The organism is Bifidobacterium sp. W8110 (assembly GCF_016101375.1).
In the GTDB taxonomy this organism is placed as follows: domain Bacteria; phylum Actinomycetota; class Actinomycetes; order Actinomycetales; family Bifidobacteriaceae; genus Bombiscardovia; species Bombiscardovia asteroides.
Window position 1 is genome coordinate 600451 of the sequence record NZ_JACFQO010000001.1, and the last position, 18339, is coordinate 618789.

At 62.3% G+C, this 18339-nt stretch carries 13 protein-coding genes; 7 read left to right on the forward strand and 6 right to left on the reverse strand.

What is annotated here, in order from left to right; translation table 11 throughout:
- The first annotated feature begins 217 nt into the window (after nt 1-217).
- Both H3T88_RS02525 and H3T88_RS02530 read left to right on the forward strand, forming a co-directional pair.
- Nucleotides 218-1138, forward strand: coding sequence for a metal ABC transporter solute-binding protein, Zn/Mn family (locus H3T88_RS02525; protein WP_015022173.1), 921 nt, complete (start codon nt 218-220; stop codon nt 1136-1138).
- A 129-nt stretch (nt 1139-1267) separates the two neighbouring features.
- Nucleotides 1268-3445, forward strand: coding sequence for an LTA synthase family protein (locus H3T88_RS02530; protein ID WP_015022172.1), 2178 nt, complete (start codon nt 1268-1270; stop codon nt 3443-3445).
- Here the strand turns inward: H3T88_RS02530 and purD are convergent.
- The 6 genes from purD to purT form a co-directional block, all read right to left on the reverse strand.
- Nucleotides 3442-4713 carry a phosphoribosylamine--glycine ligase gene (gene purD / locus H3T88_RS02535; RefSeq protein ID WP_198203413.1) on the reverse strand — a complete coding sequence of 424 codons (1272 nt, stop codon included), beginning with the start codon at nt 4711-4713 and terminating at the stop codon, nt 3442-3444. The two genes, H3T88_RS02530 and purD, sit on opposite strands and share 4 nt — an antisense overlap.
- A gap of 18 nt (nt 4714-4731) precedes the next feature.
- Nucleotides 4732-5781 (reverse strand): phosphoribosylformylglycinamidine cyclo-ligase, encoded by a 1050-nt coding sequence (gene purM / locus H3T88_RS02540; protein ID WP_198203414.1) that lies wholly within the window; start codon nt 5779-5781, stop codon nt 4732-4734.
- Nucleotides 5782-5826: 45 nt separating this feature from the next.
- Nucleotides 5827-7332 carry an amidophosphoribosyltransferase gene (gene purF / locus H3T88_RS02545; RefSeq protein ID WP_198203415.1) on the reverse strand — a complete coding sequence of 502 codons (1506 nt, stop codon included), beginning with the start codon at nt 7330-7332 and terminating at the stop codon, nt 5827-5829.
- Between the two features lie 17 nt (nt 7333-7349).
- Nucleotides 7350-11129, reverse strand: coding sequence for a phosphoribosylformylglycinamidine synthase (locus tag H3T88_RS02550; RefSeq protein WP_198203416.1), 3780 nt, complete (start codon nt 11127-11129; stop codon nt 7350-7352).
- Nucleotides 11130-11208: 79 nt separating this feature from the next.
- Nucleotides 11209-11961, reverse strand: a complete 753-nt coding sequence (gene purC / locus H3T88_RS02555; protein ID WP_198203417.1) for a phosphoribosylaminoimidazolesuccinocarboxamide synthase — start codon at nt 11959-11961, stop codon at nt 11209-11211.
- Nucleotides 11962-12038: 77 nt separating this feature from the next.
- A complete protein-coding gene (gene purT / locus H3T88_RS02560) occupies nt 12039-13346 on the reverse strand; it encodes a formate-dependent phosphoribosylglycinamide formyltransferase (protein WP_415873713.1) in 1308 nt (435 codons plus the stop codon).
- Between the two features lie 135 nt (nt 13347-13481).
- Here purT and H3T88_RS02565 point away from each other — a divergent pair, with 135 nt between their 5' ends.
- From H3T88_RS02565 to H3T88_RS02585, 5 genes are all read left to right on the forward strand, one after another.
- Nucleotides 13482-14534 (forward strand): methionine ABC transporter ATP-binding protein, encoded by a 1053-nt coding sequence (locus H3T88_RS02565; RefSeq protein ID WP_198203419.1) that lies wholly within the window; start codon nt 13482-13484, stop codon nt 14532-14534.
- Complete coding sequence (locus H3T88_RS02570) at nt 14531-15211, forward strand: methionine ABC transporter permease (RefSeq protein WP_015022164.1); 681 nt, start codon at nt 14531-14533, stop codon at nt 15209-15211. The genes H3T88_RS02565 and H3T88_RS02570 overlap by 4 nt, the downstream gene beginning before the upstream one ends.
- A 25-nt stretch (nt 15212-15236) precedes the next feature.
- Entirely contained in the window at nt 15237-16118 is an 882-nt protein-coding gene (locus H3T88_RS02575; RefSeq protein WP_198203420.1) for a MetQ/NlpA family ABC transporter substrate-binding protein, read from the forward strand.
- Nucleotides 16119-16151: 33 nt separating this feature from the next.
- On the forward strand, nt 16152-17015 hold the full coding sequence (locus H3T88_RS02580) for a MetQ/NlpA family ABC transporter substrate-binding protein (protein WP_198203421.1): 864 nt from the start codon (nt 16152-16154) through the stop codon (nt 17013-17015).
- 77 nt (nt 17016-17092) lie between these two features.
- Nucleotides 17093-18250: a glycosyltransferase gene (locus H3T88_RS02585; RefSeq protein WP_198203422.1), complete on the forward strand. Its 1158-nt coding sequence runs from the start codon at nt 17093-17095 to the stop codon at nt 18248-18250.
- Nucleotides 18251-18339: the final 89 nt, after the last annotated feature.

The following is an 18339-nucleotide window of genomic DNA, read 5'->3' on the forward strand; positions in this document are numbered from 1 at the left end:
CATTCCTTCCGAGCAAAATACATCCGCAGTTCAGTATAAGGAGTGTTCGGGTTTTCGGAGGCAATTCGAGCAGGCATTCATTCCTGACTGGCCCGAATCCCCGGATTCCGGTCACAGGTTCGTCTATGGTAGATTTATTGATAATCAATCTCAGTAACGTTCGGCAGGTCTGGCAACAAGCCCATATCTCGCCGTCGCCAGGAAGGAATCCGCATCCATGCACTCCAGCAGTCCACGCTTCCGTCGGACCCGAACCTTGGCCGCAGCCCTGCTGGTCGGACTGACCCTGCTGACCTGTCTGACTGGTTGCGGGAAGAGCGAATCATCCCCGTCCACCGCAAAGTCCAGCACTCTGCAAGTGGTTACCAGCATCAATCAGTGGCAGTCCCTTGCCGTGGACCTGGGCGGCGACCAGGCCCGGGTGGATACCATTTTGAGTAACACCTCGACTGACGCCCATGACTATGAGCCGACAACGGCCGACATCGCCCGGATCAGCCGTGCCGATTTGGTCATTGTCAACGGGGCCGGTATCGACGACTGGGCGGCCAAGGCTGCTGAAACCGGGCAGGCCAGCCTGGTGGACATATCCAAGGCATCGGGGCGCAAGGCCGGCGACAACCCCCATCTCTGGTTCTCCTCCCAGAGCAGGAGGGCAGCGGCCAAGGCCGTGCATGAGGCCTACCGGCAGCTGCGCCCAGGTCGCGAGGCCGACTTTGATAAGGCCTACCAGGACTGGCAGGGTCGACAGGCCCGGCTCGACGATCTGATTGCTGATGCACGCAAGCAGACTCAGGGCCGGCACTATGCTGCAACGGAATCAGCTGCCTACTATCTCTGTCATGATCTGGGCATGGAGGATCTGACCCCCGAGGGTTACCTGCGGGCGGCAGCCAACGAGAGCGAGCCCTCGCCCGAGGACCTGGTGGCCTTCCGCCATCTGCTGACCTCCGGGCGGTTGGACATGCTGGTGCTCAACGTTCAGGAAGTCAATCGAACCTCCAAGGATCTGGCCATTGAGGCGCGCAAGGCCCATCTGCCGGTCTTCGAGGTCAGCGAGCAGCGCCCCGAAAGGTACCGGAACCTGGAGGATTGGATCAGCGCCCTGGTCCATCAGGTGCCGGGTGCCAAGGCCTGATGGGCCAGCTCGCTCTCCGTGTTCGCTGAGGGGTGTTTTCACGGGGGGCTTGTCGTCCTTGATGGGAACAATGGCACAGGTATCGGTAAAAGGCCCATTGGGCCCAGTCGCCAAAGTCAGGAGTAAGCGGTGAAGGATCGTAAGCGTCAGCCCGGCCGGTGGACATCCTGGATGCAGAACATGACCGGACGTCTTCGGGTGCGTGGGTGGGTCTACCTGCTCGCCTTCATCCTGATCGACTTCCTGTCGGTGGGTATTCTGCAGTGGGGTGTCTCCCTGAACAGCTCCCGCGTAGAGCTGTCCAATCCCTTGATCGGCTTCTGGGGGTTCATCTCGGCTATGTGGACCCAGCGTCGGTTCGTCCTGGTGCTCAACATGCTGGCCGTGGGCCTGGTCTACCTGGCTCTGGCCTACCTGACCAATCGCTTCTGGGTGGCGTCAGGGCTGATCCTGGCCATCTGCGCGGTGATTGCGATCATTGAACGCTTCAAGGTGCGCGCCCGCTACGAGGCCGTTCTGCCCTCCGATCTGGATTTCCTCCATGCGGATGCGGCCAACCTGGTCTCCTTCCTGCCGGCCCGGTCCCTGCTCATGATCGGGCTGGGGGTCGTGGCCCTGGTCGTTCTCGGAGTGCTCTGCTGGATGGTGACACGGATGGATGCCCGTCGCGGACGTCCGGTGGACACTGGCAACAAGCCCCTGGGCGCCGGGCTGCGTACGGTAGGGGTCCTTGTCCCCGTCCTGGTGGTGGCGCTCTTCATGTCCACTGTGGGCACCTACGGCAGCCCCGCCTACCGCTTCTCACAGTTCATGGGCGACATACCCTCCATGTGGGATTCGGTCTATGATGCCCAGCGCAACGGGGTCTTCGTGTCCTTCTCCCGGCAGCTGCGCCCCAAGGTCATGGATCAGCCCGCAGGATACAGCCGTGCCACCATGCGGTCTCTGGCCCGCCGCTACCAGCTTTCGGCGGACCGCATAAACAAAGACCGCAAGTCCTATATGAATGAGTCGAGCCTGGTCTACATTCTTTCCGAGTCTTTCTCGGATCCCACTCGGGTACCGGGCGTCACACTGAACCAGGACCCCATGCCTCATATCAGATCCATCAAGGAGGGCACCACCAGCGGGCTCATGCTCTCCTCCGGCTACGGCGGGGGCACGGCCAATCTGGAGTTCCAGGCCATGACCGGCCTGTCCATGGCCAACTTCGATCCCTCGCTGACCTCCCCCTATCAGCAGGTCATCCCTCACCTGAACTGGATACCCACGGTCAACCAGGCCTGGGGGTCGCCATCCAGGTCCCTGGCCTTCCATCCTTACGAGTCCTCCATGTATTCCAGGGCCGAGAACTACAAGAAGTTCGGCTTCTCCCACTTCTACTCGCTGACTGGCCCTGACCAGATAGCCCACCAGGACCGCATCGACCGCAGCCAGTATGTGGGGGATCGTTCCGCTTACGATTCCGCCCTGGAGCAGATGGGTGACGACAAGGGCAACCAGTTCGTTGAGGTCATCACCATGCAGAACCACATGCCCTACAACGACTGGTATGACGACAACAACTTCTCGGTCGACTCCTCCGACCCCGACAGGCCTCTAGGCGACGATGAGATGCAATCCATCCGCACCTACGCCAAGGGGGTCAGTCTGACCGATCAGGCCACTGGCGATTTCCTGAACAGTCTGGACTCCCAGAGCAAGCCGGTCACAGTGGTCTTCTACGGGGATCATCTGCCAGGCATCTATGGCACGGCCAGCTGGGACGAGCGCAACTCCCTGGCCCTGCATCTGACCGACTACTTCATCTGGTCCAACAAGGCCTCGGATTCCTCGGGAGCACAGGTCAGCAACAGCGCCTACTCCTCGCCCAACTTCTTCCAGGCCCAGGCGGCCGAGCACATGGGTGCCAAGGTTTCGCCTTTCACAGCCTTCCTGACCGAGCTGCACGAAAAGATCAGCGCCATCGAGCCTCCGGTGGCCAACCAGATCCAGGACTGGAACAGGATTCCTGCAGGGCAGACCAACTATCTGGATGCCCAGGGCCAGCCCATGAACGCCCGTGACTTCGACCGGGCCACCCGACAGCTCCTGAATGACTACAAGCTGATCCAGTACGACATCATGGCAGGCAAGCACTACCTGCAGGGAACCGGCTTCACCGCCACGCCCACCCGCCGTTCGGATGCCGCCCGGCAGAAAGCCGAAATGGAGCGTCAGGCCAAGGAGCAGGCAAAAGAGCAAGCTCGCCAGGAGGAGCAGAACCAGGATAAGGACAGCGAGGGCTCAACCAGCTCGGCCAACTAGGCTTCCAGGCCGCGGTGGCCGATGTCGTGCCGATAGAAGAGGCCGGGCATCGACAATCCATCCAGCCGGTCATAGACTCGGCGGGCTGCCTGGGCCAGGTCGTCACCTTGGGCCACAACCAGGGCGGTCCTTCCCGAGGAGGACATCAGGCCAGTTGAAGCCGAGCCGGACACTCCGGCGTAGTAGGCTCTCAGGTCCTTCTCCGGAGCGATCAAGGGCACGGGCACCCCGGTCTTGGGATTGCCGGGGTATCCCTGGGCTGCCAGGACCACACCCAGGCGGCTGTGGGAGTCGTCCCAGGTGAATTGCGGCTCTCCGCCCTCCATAAGCGTGCGGATGGCCGTGCCCAGGTCGCTGGTCAGGGCGGGCAGGACCACCTCGGTTTCCGGGTCGCCCAACCGCGCGTTGAATTCGATGACTTCAGGGCCCTTGTCGGTGACCATCAATCCCGTGTAAAGAACCCCGGTGAAGGGACTGCCTTCCTGGGCCAGGGCACGGACGGTGGGGGCGACGATGGTATCCAGGGCCTTTTGGGTCAGTTCCGGTCCGAACTGCGGCAGAGGGGAGTAGGCCCCCATGCCGCCGGTGTTGGGACCCCGATCCTCGTCATAGGCGGGTTTGTGGTCCTGGGACAGGGGCATGGGCCAGAACCGCTCACCCCGCACGAAGCACATGAGCGAGCACTCCTGACCCACCAGTTGATCCTCGATGACCACCTGGGCTCCGGCCTGCCCGAACTTATGATCGATGAAGATGGCATCCAGGGCCTGCATGGCCTGGTCAAGGTCGGCGGCCACCGTCACCCCCTTGCCTGCTGCCAGCCCGTCAGCCTTGATGACCACCGGCGCGCCGTGCGAGCGCACATAGGCCTTGGCTGTCTCCAGGTCATGGAAGACCGCATAGTCGGCGGTTGGGATCCCATGCCTGCGCATCAGATCCTTGGCAAAGCCCTTGGATCCCTCGATGCGGGCCGCAGCCTTGGTGGGTCCAAAAGCCGGGATGCCGGCAGCCTGCAGGGCGTCGACCAATCCAGCCGTCAAGGGAGCCTCGGGTCCGACGAAGACCCAGTCAATCCCCAGCTCGCGTATTGCAGCAATCAGTCTTTCAGGCTGTGAGGTATCCCCTTGCAGCAGGCCGATGCCGTCAGGCTCCATGCCTGGGTTGCCCGGGGCGCACCAGACCCGATCCACTCCTGGCCCTGCCAGCAGGGTGGTGGCGATAACGTGCTCCCTGGCTCCCGACCCGATGACCAGTACCTTGTCCGCCATGATGGGCTCCTCTCGCTATTACTGACGACCGTTTTCATTAAGGATGACCTGCTGGCCGTTTTGAGCACGCGCCACCTGTCCGATCAGGGCGTAGGGCTCCTGCTCCTCATCCAGGACTGCGCGTGCCTGGTCCAGCTGATCAGGGCAAACGACCAGAACCATCCCAATGCCCATGTTGAAGATGTTGTACATCTCCAGATGGTCGACCCTGCCCATCTCCTCGATCATCGTGAAGATGGGCGGCACCTTCCAGGCATCCAGGTTGAAGCTGGCGGCCAGCCCTTCGGGCAGGATCCGGGGTACCTTCTCCACAAAGCCGCCTCCGGTGATGTGTGCCGCGCCCCTGAGCAGGCCGGAGGCGAAGAGCGGGCGGAGGGCCTTGACGTAGATTCGGGTGGGTGTCAGTAGTTCCTCACCCAGGGTCCGTCCTCCAAGCTGGTAGGGCCGATCCTCCAGCTTCATGCCCCCCTGGTCCAGCAGAGCTTGGCGAATCAGGGAGAATCCGTTGGAGTGGACTCCCGAGGATGGCAGGCCGATCAACTGGTCGCCCTCTCTGATGGCCGAACTATCCACCAGAGACTCCCGTTCGACCACACCCACGGTGAATCCGGCCAGGTCGTACTCGTCGGGTTGGTACATGTCGGGCATCTCAGCGGTCTCCCCGCCTACCAGGGCGGCCCCGGCCTGGACACAGCCGTCCGCCACGCCCTTGACCACCTGCTCCAGCAGAGCCGGGTCGTTGTGCCCGCAGGCTATGTAGTCCAGGAAGATCAGCGGCTCGGCCCCCTGGGCGATGATGTCATTGACGCACATGGCCACGCAGTCCTGACCGATGGTGTCATGGCGACCGGCTTCCCGGGCCACCATCAGCTTGGTGCCCACGCCGTCAGTGCCCGAGACCAGGACCGGATGGCGGTAATTGAGCGCAGACAGGTCGAAGTCGCCGCCGAAGCCGCCGATGTCTCCGGCGCCCGGCCTATGGGTTCTGGCCGTATGGGAACGGATCCTGTCGATCAGTTCGTATCCGGCCTCCACCGATACCCCGGCCTGCTCATATGCCTTCGGCATGGGTGCCCCTTTCTCTGCGCTGTCTGTTCTGCTTTTCGCTAATGCTCATTGGTCTGTTTTCTGCCCCGACCCTGCAGGCATGTCAAGCCCGTAGGATCCCTTGGAGGCTTCCAGCCGGGCCCGGTCCTCTGGGGTCAGCGAAGCCAGGAAGCCCTGCTCGTAGTCGTCAAGCCGCGTTGGGTAGTCTCCATTGAAGTAGGCCACGCAGAGTCCCTGGTAGGGTGCATCACGGCCCAGGCCGATTGAATCCACCAGACCGTCCAGACTCAAGTAGGCCAGGGAATCGGCCTCGATGGCTTCTCTGATTTGCTCCACGGACTTCTTGGCGGCGATCAGTTCGGAGGTCCTTTGGATGTCGATGCCGTAGTAGCAGGGATACCGCAGGGGCGGTGAGGCGATGCGCATGTGCACCTCGCTGGCCCCGGCTTCCCGGAGCAGACGGACGATTCTGCGTGAGGTGGTGCCTCGGACAATGGAATCGTCGATGACCACCACTCGTTTGCCGGCTACGACTCCGCGTACAGCGGCCAGTTTCATCCTGACGCCCTGTTCGCGCATGGCCTGGCTGGGTTGGATGAAGGTGCGTGCCACGTACTGGTTCTTGATCAGCCCCATCTCGTTGGGTAGCCCGGCCGCTTCGGCATAGCCGGAGGCTGCGGACAAGGAGGAGTTGGGCACCCCGATGACCATGTCGGCGTCCACCGGGGCTTCGCAGGCCAGCCTGGCCCCCATCCGCTTGCGGGCCGAGTGGACGTTGACCCCATAAATGTTGGAGTCGGGCCTGGCGAAGTAGATGAACTCCATGGAGCAGATGGACAGGCAGGTCTGATCGGTATAGCGCTCGATGCTGTAGCCCGAGTCGTCCACCCGGACGATTTCGCCGGGGCCGATGTCCCGCACCAGCGTGGCGCCGACCAGGTCCAGTGCGCAGGTTTCCGAGGCCAGGACGTAGGCCCCTCCTGGCAGCTGGCCCAGGGAGAGGGGACGGAAGCCGTTGGGATCCATGGCTCCGATCATGGCATCCTCTGTCATGAGCAGGTAGGCGAAGCCGCCATGGACCTGGCGCAGGGCCTGTTTGAGTGCCGCCATGAAGTCCTTTTCAGGGCTGCGTCGGATCAGGTGCATAAGCACCTCGGTGTCGGAGTTGGAGTGGAAAATCGCTCCCTGATCCTCCAGCTGCGCCTTGAGACTGTTGCAGTTGGTCAGGTTGCCGTTGTGCGCCAGGGCTATGTCCCCGTCATGGAAGCGGAAGACAAAGGGCTGGATGTTCTCGATGGACCCCGATCCGGTCGTAGCGTAGCGCACATGGCCAATGGCCCGGTCCCCGGTCAGCGGTGTCAGGCTGGACTCGTCCGGGAAGACCTGGGTCAATAGGCCCAGACCCCGTCTTCCAATCAGGTGTCCCTGATCGTTGGAAACGATGCCGGCGCCTTCCTGGCCGCGATGCTGCAGGGCGTGCAGGCCGAAATAGGTCAGCCGTGCGGCGTCGGGGTGGCCCCAGACCCCGAAGATCCCGCACTCCTCGTGGATGCCTTCAAGCTCCAACGACATGGTCTATGTCCTTTCCCCTAGGCGGCAAAGTAGTCCACCCCCGACTGGAAGAGCGGCTGCGTATGCTTTCCGGGCACGTTGAGATACAGGTCAGGGCCGCTGCGTTCCGTGTGGCCCATCTTGCCCAGCACCCGGCCGTCCGGGCTGGTGATGGCCTCGACGGCCATGTCGGATCCATTGGGGTTGATCAGCGGATTCATGGAGGGACGGCCCTGCTCATCTACATACTGGGCAGCGACCTGTCCTCGGTCGATCAGGGTACGCAGCAGGCCGGGCTCGGCCACGAACCGCCCTTCGCCGTGGCTGATGGGCATGGTGTGGATATCTCCCACCCGGCAGGCGCTCAGCCAGGGGGAGCGTGTGGAGCTGATCCGAGTATGGACCAGACGGCTCTGATGCCGACCGATGGTGTTGACGGCCAGGGTGGGATCCTCGGGCGAACCGGTGACGATTTTGCCATAAGGGACCAGGCCCAGCTTGATCAGCGCCTGGAAGCCGTTGCAGACGCCCAGAACCAGCCCGTCCCTGTCATGCAAAAGCTCCTGCAGGGCATCTGCAACCTGGTGCGAACGCAGGAAAGATGCAACCAGCTTGGCCGAACCGTCGGGTTCATCGCCGCCGGAGAAACCTCCTGGCAGCATCAGTATCTGGCTGCTGCGGATGGCCTGGGCCAGGCGGCGGGAGCTCTCGGCCACGTCCTGGGCATTCAGATTGCGGATCACCACGGTATCCACCTGGGCTCCAGCGTCCCGGAAGGCCCGAGCTGAGTCGAACTCGCAATTGGTGCCGGGGAAGACTGGCATGACCACCCTGGGTCGGGCTGTCTTGGCAGGTCCCTTGGTTTTGCGTGCTGCTGGCCTGCCGGGCTCGCGATCGGTGCGGCCGATGGTCGGCACAGGGTCGCCCTGGCCCCGGTATGGAAAGATCGATTCCAGACCCTCGGCGCGGATTTCCTCGAGTTCGGCCAGGTCCAGACTCTCGCTGCCGCAGCGTAGGCGGTAATCCTCGCGGGTGTGCCCCAGGAGGCGCAGATGCAGGCCGGAATTATGAATGTAGAGGGGCTCTGGGCCTGAGGTCTCCAGAATGAAGCTCCCATAGGCGGGGCGGAATAGCGCAGGTATGGCAGTGTCTGATGCCAGGTCCAGTCCGATTCTGTTGCCCAGGCACATCTCCAGCAGGTTCTGGGCGATGCATCCGTAGCCCGGAGTGGCTGCAGCATCCACCAGGCCCTGGCTGATCAGCGCCTCAGCCTGGTCCATGACGGTCCGCAGGCTCTCCGGGTCGGGCAGCAATCCTTCCTCCTGGTATTCGGGTGTCAAAAGGTAGATCTGGCGGTCCGCTGCCTTGAATTCGGGGGAGACTGCATTTTTGGCTCGTCCCAGGGCCACAGCAAAGCTAATCAGGGTGGGCGGCACATCCAGGTCTTCGAAGCTGCCGGACATGGAGTCCTTGCCGCCTATGGCACCCACGGACAGATCCAGCTGAGCCTGGAGAGCTCCCAGGACACCTGCCACCGGCAGGCCCCAGCGTCGGGGGTCGTCACCGGGCTTGGGGTAGTACTCCTGCAGGCTCAGGTGGGCCTGGGACCGGCTGAAGCCGCTGGCCACCAGCTTGGCCAGGCTTTCGACCACAGCCAGGTAGGCGCCGGTGTATGGGTCCTGGCTGCTGATCCAGGGGTTGAATCCCCAGGCCATGGCCGAGGCGGTGGTGGTGTGCCCATCCACCGGCAGCTTGGCCACCATGGCCTGGGCCGGTGTCAGCTGCCGTGCTCCGCCGAAGGGCATGAGGACGGTGCCTGCGCCGATGGTGGAGTCGAACTGCTCAGCCAGACCCTGCTGGGAGCAGACATTGATGTCTGTAAGCAGGGCCTTCATGCGTGCGTCCAGGTTGCCTTGGACCTCAAAGGGGGCATGGTAGGGAGCAGGGACCGCCACCTGGGCATCGGCCTTATGAGGGGCGCCGTTGGATGCCAGGAAGGATCGGGGGATGTCCACGATGGTCTCAGATCGCCAGGTCATTCGCAGCTGGGGTTCCTCGGTGACTTCGGCGATGACGGTGGCTTCGAGGTCCTCCTGTCGGGCATAGTCGATGAAGGCTGGTGCGTCTTCGGCAGCCAAGGCCACAGCCATGCGTTCCTGGCTCTCGGAAATGGCGATTTCGGTCCCGTCCAGCCCCTGGTACTTGAGCGGCACCCGGTCCAGATCCACGTTCAGCCCGTCCGCCAGCTCGCCCACGGCTACGGCAACGCCGCCGGCTCCGAAGTCGTTGCAGCGTTCAATCAGCCTGGCTGCCTCCGGGCGGCGGAAGAGGCGCTGGAGCTTGCGCTCCTCAGGGGCATCGCCCTTCTGCACCTCGGCCCCGCAACGTTCCAGACTCTGCTCGTCCTGGGACTTGGAGGCCCCGGTGGCGCCGCCGATTCCATCGCGGCCGGTCCTTCCGCCCACCAGGATGATAAGATCGCCGGGGGCGGGTCGACGACGGATCACATGGTCGGCCGGGGTGGCGGCCACCACTGCGCCAACCTCCATCCGCTTGGCCGCATAGCCGGGGTGGTAGATCTCCCGAACCTGACCGGTGGCCAGTCCGATCTGGTTGCCATAGGAGGAGTAGCCATCGGCCGCCTGACGGACGATCCGGCTCTGGGGCAGTTTGCCCGGCAGGGTCTGGTCCAGGGGCTGACGAGGGTCCGCTGCTCCACTGACCCTCATGGCCTGGTAGACATAGCCCCTTCCGGACAGGGGATCGCGGATGGCTCCGCCGATGCAGGTGGCGGCGCCTCCGAATGGCTCGATCTCGGTGGGATGGTTGTGTGTTTCGTTTTTGAAGAGGAAGAGCCAGTCCTGATCCTGGCCGTCTACATCGACCTTGGTCCGGATCGTACAGGCATTGACCTCCTCGGACTGGTCCATGTCGTTGAGGATGCCCTGCTTCTGCAGGTACCTGGCTCCGATGGTGGCCATGTCCATCAGGCATTCCGGCCGGTCCTGGCGGCCCAGCTCTTCGCGGATTGCCCGATACTGTTCCAGCGTGCTACGGGCTTGGGGGTTATCCGCCTCGATCCGCTCCAGCCTGGTGTTGAAGGTGGTGTGTCGGCAGTGGTCGGACCAGTAGGTGTCTATCACCTTGAGCTCGGTCAGCGTGGGGTCTCGCTTTTCCTGACGGTAGTGGTCCTGGCAGAAGCGGATATCCGGCAGATCCATGGCCAGGTCCAGCTTGTCAATCAGCGCTTTAAGCTCAGAATCACCCAGATCGCGGAACCCTTCCAACACGGGCACTGGATCAGGATCCTCGTCAGGCATGGCCAGGGTCTTGGGCTGCTCCAGCCCCACCACCCGTGAGTCGACCGGATTGACCAGATAATTGCGGATGGCTTTAATCTGCCCGGCATCCAGCTCGCCCTGGAGCAGGTAGACAGTGGCCGTGGCCACCAGGGGGCGGGCGCCCTGGCCGACTAGCTGGACACACTGGGCTGCGGAGTCGGCTCGTTGGTCGAACTGACCGGGCAGGGGGGCCACGGCAAAGAGCATGGGGGAGTCCAGCGGCGGCAGGTTTTCGGAGCCCTTCATGCGCAGGGCTTCCTCCAATCGGGTGGCCACCAGGTCGGTCTGGGGTTGGGCGAAGACCGTGGGCAGGCAACGTTTGAAGAGGTCTTCGTCGATTCCCTCCAGATCGTAACGGTTGATCATGCGCAGGCCGGTCAGCCCTTGCACGCCCGGAAGGGTGCGCAGCTGTTCGGCAAGCCTGTCGGCGGCCTGGTCAAAGCCCCGCTTTTTCTCGGTATAGACACGGAAGAGCACAATGGATCCTTTCGCGATGGACTGGTTGGGGACCAATGAAAAACCCGGAGGCGATATGCTCGCTTCCGGGTCGACCGATTCAGCTGTTCGATTGGCTTTCGCGCTCCTCCAATTCGGTAAGCCCGTCCAGAATGGTTTGATAGGCCGGAATGATGCTGCCCAGATCCCTGCGGAAGATATCCTTGTCCAGGTGGGTGACATGGCCGTCATTATTGTTGCCAATCGCCCAGAGCCGGCAGGTGTCGGGGGTGATCTCGTCACCAAGCAGGATGATGCCCGATCCGGTCTTGCCCATTTCGATCTTGAAATCCACCAGCTCCACGTTGATGGCGCGGAAGATGCCGGTCAGTGCCCCGTTGATCTCCCGGGTCTTAGCGGCGATGATGTCCAGATCCTGCTCAGTGGCCAGTCCCAGGGCCAGAATGTCGTCCCGGTTGATACACGGATCATCCAGAGGATCGGACTTGTAGAAGAACTCCAGCACCGGCTGCCTCAGGGTGGTGCCTTCCGCAACCCCGTATCGCGTGGCGAAAGAGCCTGCGGCCCGGTTGCGCATGACGATCTCCAGGGGGAACATGTCCAGCCGGCGGTTGAGCTGTTCGGTGTCCGAGATGCTGCGTACGAAGTGGCTGGGGATGCCCCGGCGGGCCAGCAGGGAGAATATCACCGTGGTGATCCTGTTGTTCAGTCTGGCCTTGCCTTCGATATTGGCCTTCTTGGCCCCGTTCCCCGCGGTGGCCTGGTCAGTGTACTCAACCCAGAGTATGTCCGGGTCATCCGTCTCGTACAGTTTCTTGGCTTTGCCTTGATAGCGCATTCCCAACTTTTCCACTGTTCGCCTTCCTCGAGTTTGTTGCGAATTGGAAACTTCTGCACTGCTTGGGACACGACCACCATAGCAAGCCGGGGTTACATCCCCGCGCCCACCCGGGGTTTCAGATCGCTGGCCACGGCTTCGGCACGCCCGGTGGCGGTCTGCAGGTCAGGACCCAGGGCCAGGACTACGCCCATGCGACGCTGACCATGCACTTCGGGCTTGGAGAAGATACGCAGATCAGTGCCTGGGTGGTCCAGGGCCTGCGGCAAACCCTGGAAACTGACCGGTCCTTGGCCCTTGACCAGGATGGGACGGCTGACCGCGCATGTGCCCTCCGGCAGGCTCAGGGCCAGATCCTCTTGATGGACGGGAATGCCCAGGATGGCTCGGGCGTGAAGGTCGAACTCAGTCAGCCGTTGGGAGATCATGGTCACCATGCCGGTGTCATGGGGGCGCGGGGCCACTTCGTTGAAGAGCAGTGAGCCGTCGCGCAGGACGAAGATCTCCACTCCGTAAATACCCCAACCGGTCTCGCCACTCTGGTGGGCCAGGGAGGTCATGGCCTGGACCAGCCGGGTGGCCATGTTCCGGGCCTGCTGCAGGATGTCGGGATTGAGCTCCGCCGGTTGCCAGGAGAGCCGGTAGTCCCCGTCCTCCTGCCGCTGGCCGATGGGCGTGCAGGTGGCCACGCCCGCAGAGGAAGCCACGGTCAGTACGGTCAGCTCATGGGACAGGGGGGCCAGGGCCTCCACAATGACCTCGGCCTTACCTTGGTGCTTGGTGGCTGCACGGCCCTCGGTCATTGCCGAATTCCAGGCTTGTAACAAGCCCTCTTTACTGCGTACCAAGGTCTGTCCGTGGCCGGAGGAGCTCATCAGTGGTTTGACCATGCATGGGTAGCCCACCTGATTCGCCGCGCTGGCCAGCTCTTCGGGAGAGTCGGCGAATCGGTAGGGGGTGGTGGGCAGGCCCACCTGCTCGTGGGCGAAGACTCGTAGGGCCCTGCGGTCCATGCACATGGCCGCCAGGGGGGCGGCAGGCACCACCTGGATGCCCCGGGTCGCGGCACCGACCAGGCGGTCGGTGGCAATGGCCTCCACCTCGGGCACGATCAAATCGGGATGGACCTTGTCGATCAGCTCCTCAAGAGCCTGTGGGTCACTCATCTTCACCTGGTAGCCGGCATGGGCTACCTGGGTGGCCGGCGCGCCGGAATATGAGTCCGCCGCACCCACCCAGGCACCCAGCCGCATCAGGCTGATGGTGATCTCGCGTCCAAGTTCGCCGGCGCCTAGGAGAAGGACTCGTGTGGGTCTTGGCCCCAGGGGAGAGCCGAACGGTCGCTCCCCTGGATTGATGATGTTGATAATCCGTTGCTGACCGGATGCGCTCATACCCATATTCTGCCACCGACCCGTCGACCAAGAAGATGGGTCATCGATACATGCCTATAACCGACACCTATAGGGGCTTGCTTGTCCGCTGGCCGCCGGGACGATTACCATGTCATCCAGTCGACCAGGGAAGGCGGGAACGTGAGCGAGCGGACACCGGCGGTGCGGATGGAGCACCTGACCAAGACCTATCACAGCGACGACGACGAAGATAAGACGGCCCTGGCCGACATTGATCTGACCGTCGAGACTGGGGATATTTTTGGCATTATTGGCCTGAGCGGAGCGGGCAAGTCCACCTTGGTCCGCTGCATCAACGGGCTGGAGGATTATGACTCGGGCAGCGTCAAGGTCCGCGGCCGCGAGGTCAAGGATCTGGCTCCGGCCGAGTTGAGGGACTTGAGGCGTCGTACGGGCATGATCTTCCAGCACTTCAACCTGATGCCCTCCAGGACGGTGGCTGACAATGTTGGCCTCCCTCTGCGGGGGAGTGGCCGTGACCGTGCGTCTCGACGGGCCCGGGTGTCCGAGCTTCTGGAATTGGTGGGACTGACCGAGCTGGCCGATCATTATCCCGCTGAGCTCTCCGGCGGCCAACAGCAGCGGGTGGCCATCGCCCGAGCCCTGGCCAACGAGCCGGATATCCTGCTCAGCGACGAGGCCACCAGCGCACTGGATCCGACCACCACGCGCTCCATTCTTCAACTGCTGCGTGATCTGCATGACCAGCTGGGCATCACCGTGGTCATGATCACCCACGAGATGTCGGTCATCAGGCAGATCTGCAACCGCGTGGCGGTCATCGATAAGGGCGTCATCGTGGAGCAGGGCAGGGTCTTCGACGTCTTTGCGGACCCCAAGGCCCGGCTGACCAAATCCTTCGTGGCCACCACCTCCAACCTGGACAAGGTCAGGGATCTGATGGCCGCCGATTCGCCTCTGGTGGCCCTTGAACCCGGGCAGATTCTCATGCGCATGTCCTATGTATCCAAGGAGGTCTCCGAGGCCCTGGTCTCCACCATCAGCCGTCGCTACAATCTGGATGTCAACATCATCTTCGGTGACATCGATGTTGTGGAGGGGGCACCCCTGGGCGGACTTGTGGTCAGGATGGGCGGCGACCCCGAAAACATCCGTCAGGCCATGGAATACCTGCGCTCGCGCAACATCGGAATCGAGGTTCTCAAGTCATGACGTCCCTGCTTACCACCTGGTTCCCCAACGTCATGAGCCGACTGCCGGAGTTCTTCAGCAGCATGGTTCAGACCCTGGTCATGGTCGGTGTCTCCGGGGTGATCTCCTTCCTGTTCGCTCTGATCATCGGGGTGGGGCTGATCATCAGCCGACGTGACGGCATCCGTCACAACGGCCTGGTCTTCACCATCCTGGACAAACTGATCGACCTCTTCCGCTCCATCCCCTTCATCATTCTGGCGGCGGCCCTGGTGCCGGTGACCAGGATGCTCATGGGTACGGCCATCGGGCCCAAGGGGGCGATTTTCCCGCTGGTTGTAGGCATCACCCCCTTCTTCTCCCGGCAGATCGAGTCGGCCCTTGCCGGTCTGGACCCCGGGTATGTCGAGGCGGCGGAGTCCATGGGCATGACCACCTGGCAGATCATCTGGCACGTCTACCTGCGTGAGGGCATCCCCTCAATCATCCGGGTGACCACCATCACCATCGTCAGCCTGGTGGGCGAGACCGCCACAGTGGGCATCGTTGGCGGCGGTGGCCTGGGTGATTTCGCCATCCGTCTGGGCTACCAGCGATCCATGAACGACGTGACCATCGCCACCATCATTGTGCTGGTTATCTTCATCGCCCTGATCGAACTGTTCGGCCGGCTTCTGGCCGAGGTCGTCGAACACTGAGCAATCCGGGAAAGGTCAGATTATCGTGGTCGGTCGTAGTCGCGTTGGCAAAAAGAACAGAGCCAAGGTCCAGCTGGCGGCGCTCAGCCTGGTCATCGTCCTCCTGCTGACGCTGGTGGTAGGTACCGATGTCCGTTTGAACCAGGTAGGTGCCGATGTCAAGGTCGTCAGGGTCGGCGTCATCGGCAGTTCGGACGATCAGATCTGGAAGGCTGTCCAGGCGGAGCTGGATAGGCGGGGCGAAAACATCAGGATTGAGCTCAAACCATTCCAGGACGCAATCTACGTCAATCAGGCCACGGCCAACCGCGAGGTGGACTTCAATGCCGCCCAGCACTACGCCTACCTGGAGGACGATGTAAAGACTCACTACTACCAGCTGGCCGTGCTTGGCAATACATACATCTCGCCCATGAACCTCTATTCACAGCGCTATGCCAAGCCCTCGCAGTTCCAGGACGGCGACCGGGTGGCCATCCCCAACAACGCCACCAATATGGGCCGGGCCTTGAAGGTCCTGGCCGATGCCAATCTGATCGGGCTGCGCGACCCCAAGGCCACCAATCCGCTGCCCGAGGATGTGGTGGATAACCCCAGGCATCTGCATATCGAGCAGGTGGATCCGGCCGGCATCCTCAACCTGCTGCCCGACTATGCGGGAGGGGTCACCAATGCCAACTTCGTGGTTGACGCAGGTCGCAGCGTGCACGATGCCATCCATGAGGTTCCCTACGATCTGCAGAACCCGGCCAACAAGCCTTACATCAACATCATCGTCACCACCAAGGATCAGCGGGACAACCCCACCTATGCCGCGGTGGTGCGCGCCTATCATTCCAAGCCTGTGGCCGACACCATCGTCCGTGTCTACAAGGGCGCCTGCCTGCCGGCTTTCAAGGTTTCCTGATGCGATAGGTTCCATCGATGAAGGAGGACGGATATGAGCACCAGAAGAACCAGAGCCAAGCGAGAGCTGGCGGCGGTTTCGGTCGTCATCCTGGTGGTCGCCGTCCTGATGGGCGTGGCCTATGTCAAGGTCAACCAGCCCGAGCGCGGCCAGCGGGAGGTCAGCATCGGTCTGGTGGGCGACGCCGATGAGGAGATCTGGAAGGCCGTGCAGCACGAGCTGGACCAGCGCCGGGCTGGCATAACAATCAAGCTTCGCTCCTTCCAATACGGGCGTTACGCCAATCAGGCACTGTCCAACGGTGAGATCGACCTGAACGCCTTCCAGCATTATGCCTTTCTGGAGCAGGAGACCAAGCAGCACGGATACCGGTTCGCCGCCATCGGCGACACCTACATTTCACCGCTCAACCTTTACTCAAAGAAGTACCGGAGCGTCGACCAGATAGGGCATGGCGAGCGGCTGGCCATTCCCAGCGATCCCATCGACCTGGGCCGGTCCCTGAAAGTGCTTGCCAGCGCCGGACTGATCGGGTTGCGAGACCCCAAGGCCACCACGCCGGTTCCCGAAGACATCGTCGACAACCCGCGTGGGCTGGTCCTGGACCAGGTCGACCCACCGGGAATCGTCAAGGTTCTGCCTGACTATGCGGCCGGCATCACCAACACCAATTTCATCCTGGATGCCGGCATGAAGATCCAGGATGCTATTTACCAGGTGCCCGGCGATCTCAAATCGCCAGCCAATCACCCCTATGTCAACATCATCGTGGCCAGGCAGGCCGACAAAAACGACCCCGCATACAAGGCTCTGGTCTCCGCCTATCACAGCCGATATGTGGCGGATGCCATCAACCGCTACTATCGTGGGGCGGCCGTCCCGGCCTTCTCCTACTAATAGTGGGTGCAATCGGGTCGTTGCTCTATTTTGGTTCGGCCCAAGTCTGCTAATGATGAACAGCGGAGGGAACGCTGATGAGGGATCCTGATCGCCTGACGCTGGCCCTGGTTCTGGACTCCTTTGGCAACAGGGGCAACGGGACCTCCAACTCCGCCATCCAATACGCCCAGGGTCTGGAGGCTCTTGGGCATCGGGTTCGTCTGGTGGGGGTGGGATCGACCGAGTATCCGGCACGGGTGCATCGAATTCCTCTGGTTTCCCGTGTGGCGGCCAGGCAGCAGATGAGCTTTGCTCGTACTGATCCAGAACTCTTCCGAAGGGCCTTTACCGGTGTTGACCTGGTTCATATTTATGAGCCCTTCGCCTTCGGCCGGGCCGCCCTGGCACAGGCCAGGTCCATGGGAATACCGGTGACCGCAGGGTTTCACATTCAGCCTGAGAACATCACTTATTCCGCAGGCCCATTGCGCTGGCTGCCCGGGGTGGATGCGGCCATCTACCGGCTCTTTCGGTTCTGGCTCTACGACCATGTCGGGCACATCCACGTTCCCACTCAGCTGACGGCCGACCTGCTGCGCTCGCATGGGTACAAGGCCCGTCTGCACGTCATATCCAACGGGTACCAGCCTAGGTTCAACCCTGGTGACCGATACGAGCGGCAGCGATCCGGTCGGTTGATCCAGGTCGTGGCCTCTGGCAGGCTGGCTCGGGAAAAGGATCATCTGACCCTGATCCATGCTCTGGCCTTGTGCAGGAACAAATACAGGATCCGCTTGACCATAGCAGGTACAGGTCCCATGGAGCGCCGGCTGAGAGCGGAAGCCGCCCGGCAGCTGGCCGGCATGCAGGTTTCGATTGGATTCCATCAGAACGCGACCATGCCTGATCTGCTCAGGCAGGCCGACCTGCTGGTCCACCCATCCATCGCGGATCTGGAATCCGTCAGCGTCCTGGAGGGGATGGCCTGCGGCGCAGTCCCGATCATCGCCCGATCCAGCCTGAGTGCCGCAGGACACTTCGCCCTGACGCAGCACTCGCTCTTCCCAGTCGGCAAGGCTCAGGCACTAGCTGCGCAAATTGACTGGTGGATAGACCATCCTGATGTCTTTGCAGTCTGGTCCAGACGCTACGCCGAACATACCAAGGAACATTACTCACTGGATGCCTCTGTCAGGGCCTTTGCCCATATGGCCGTGCAGGCCGTCAGCGGTCAGGAGCCGGGCCGGGTATAGGCCTGACCTGGCTTAGATCTCCTGCTTGGATATGATCAGAGCCGATCCGAAGATGGCCACCAGGACCACGCCTGCGGATACTCCGGCAT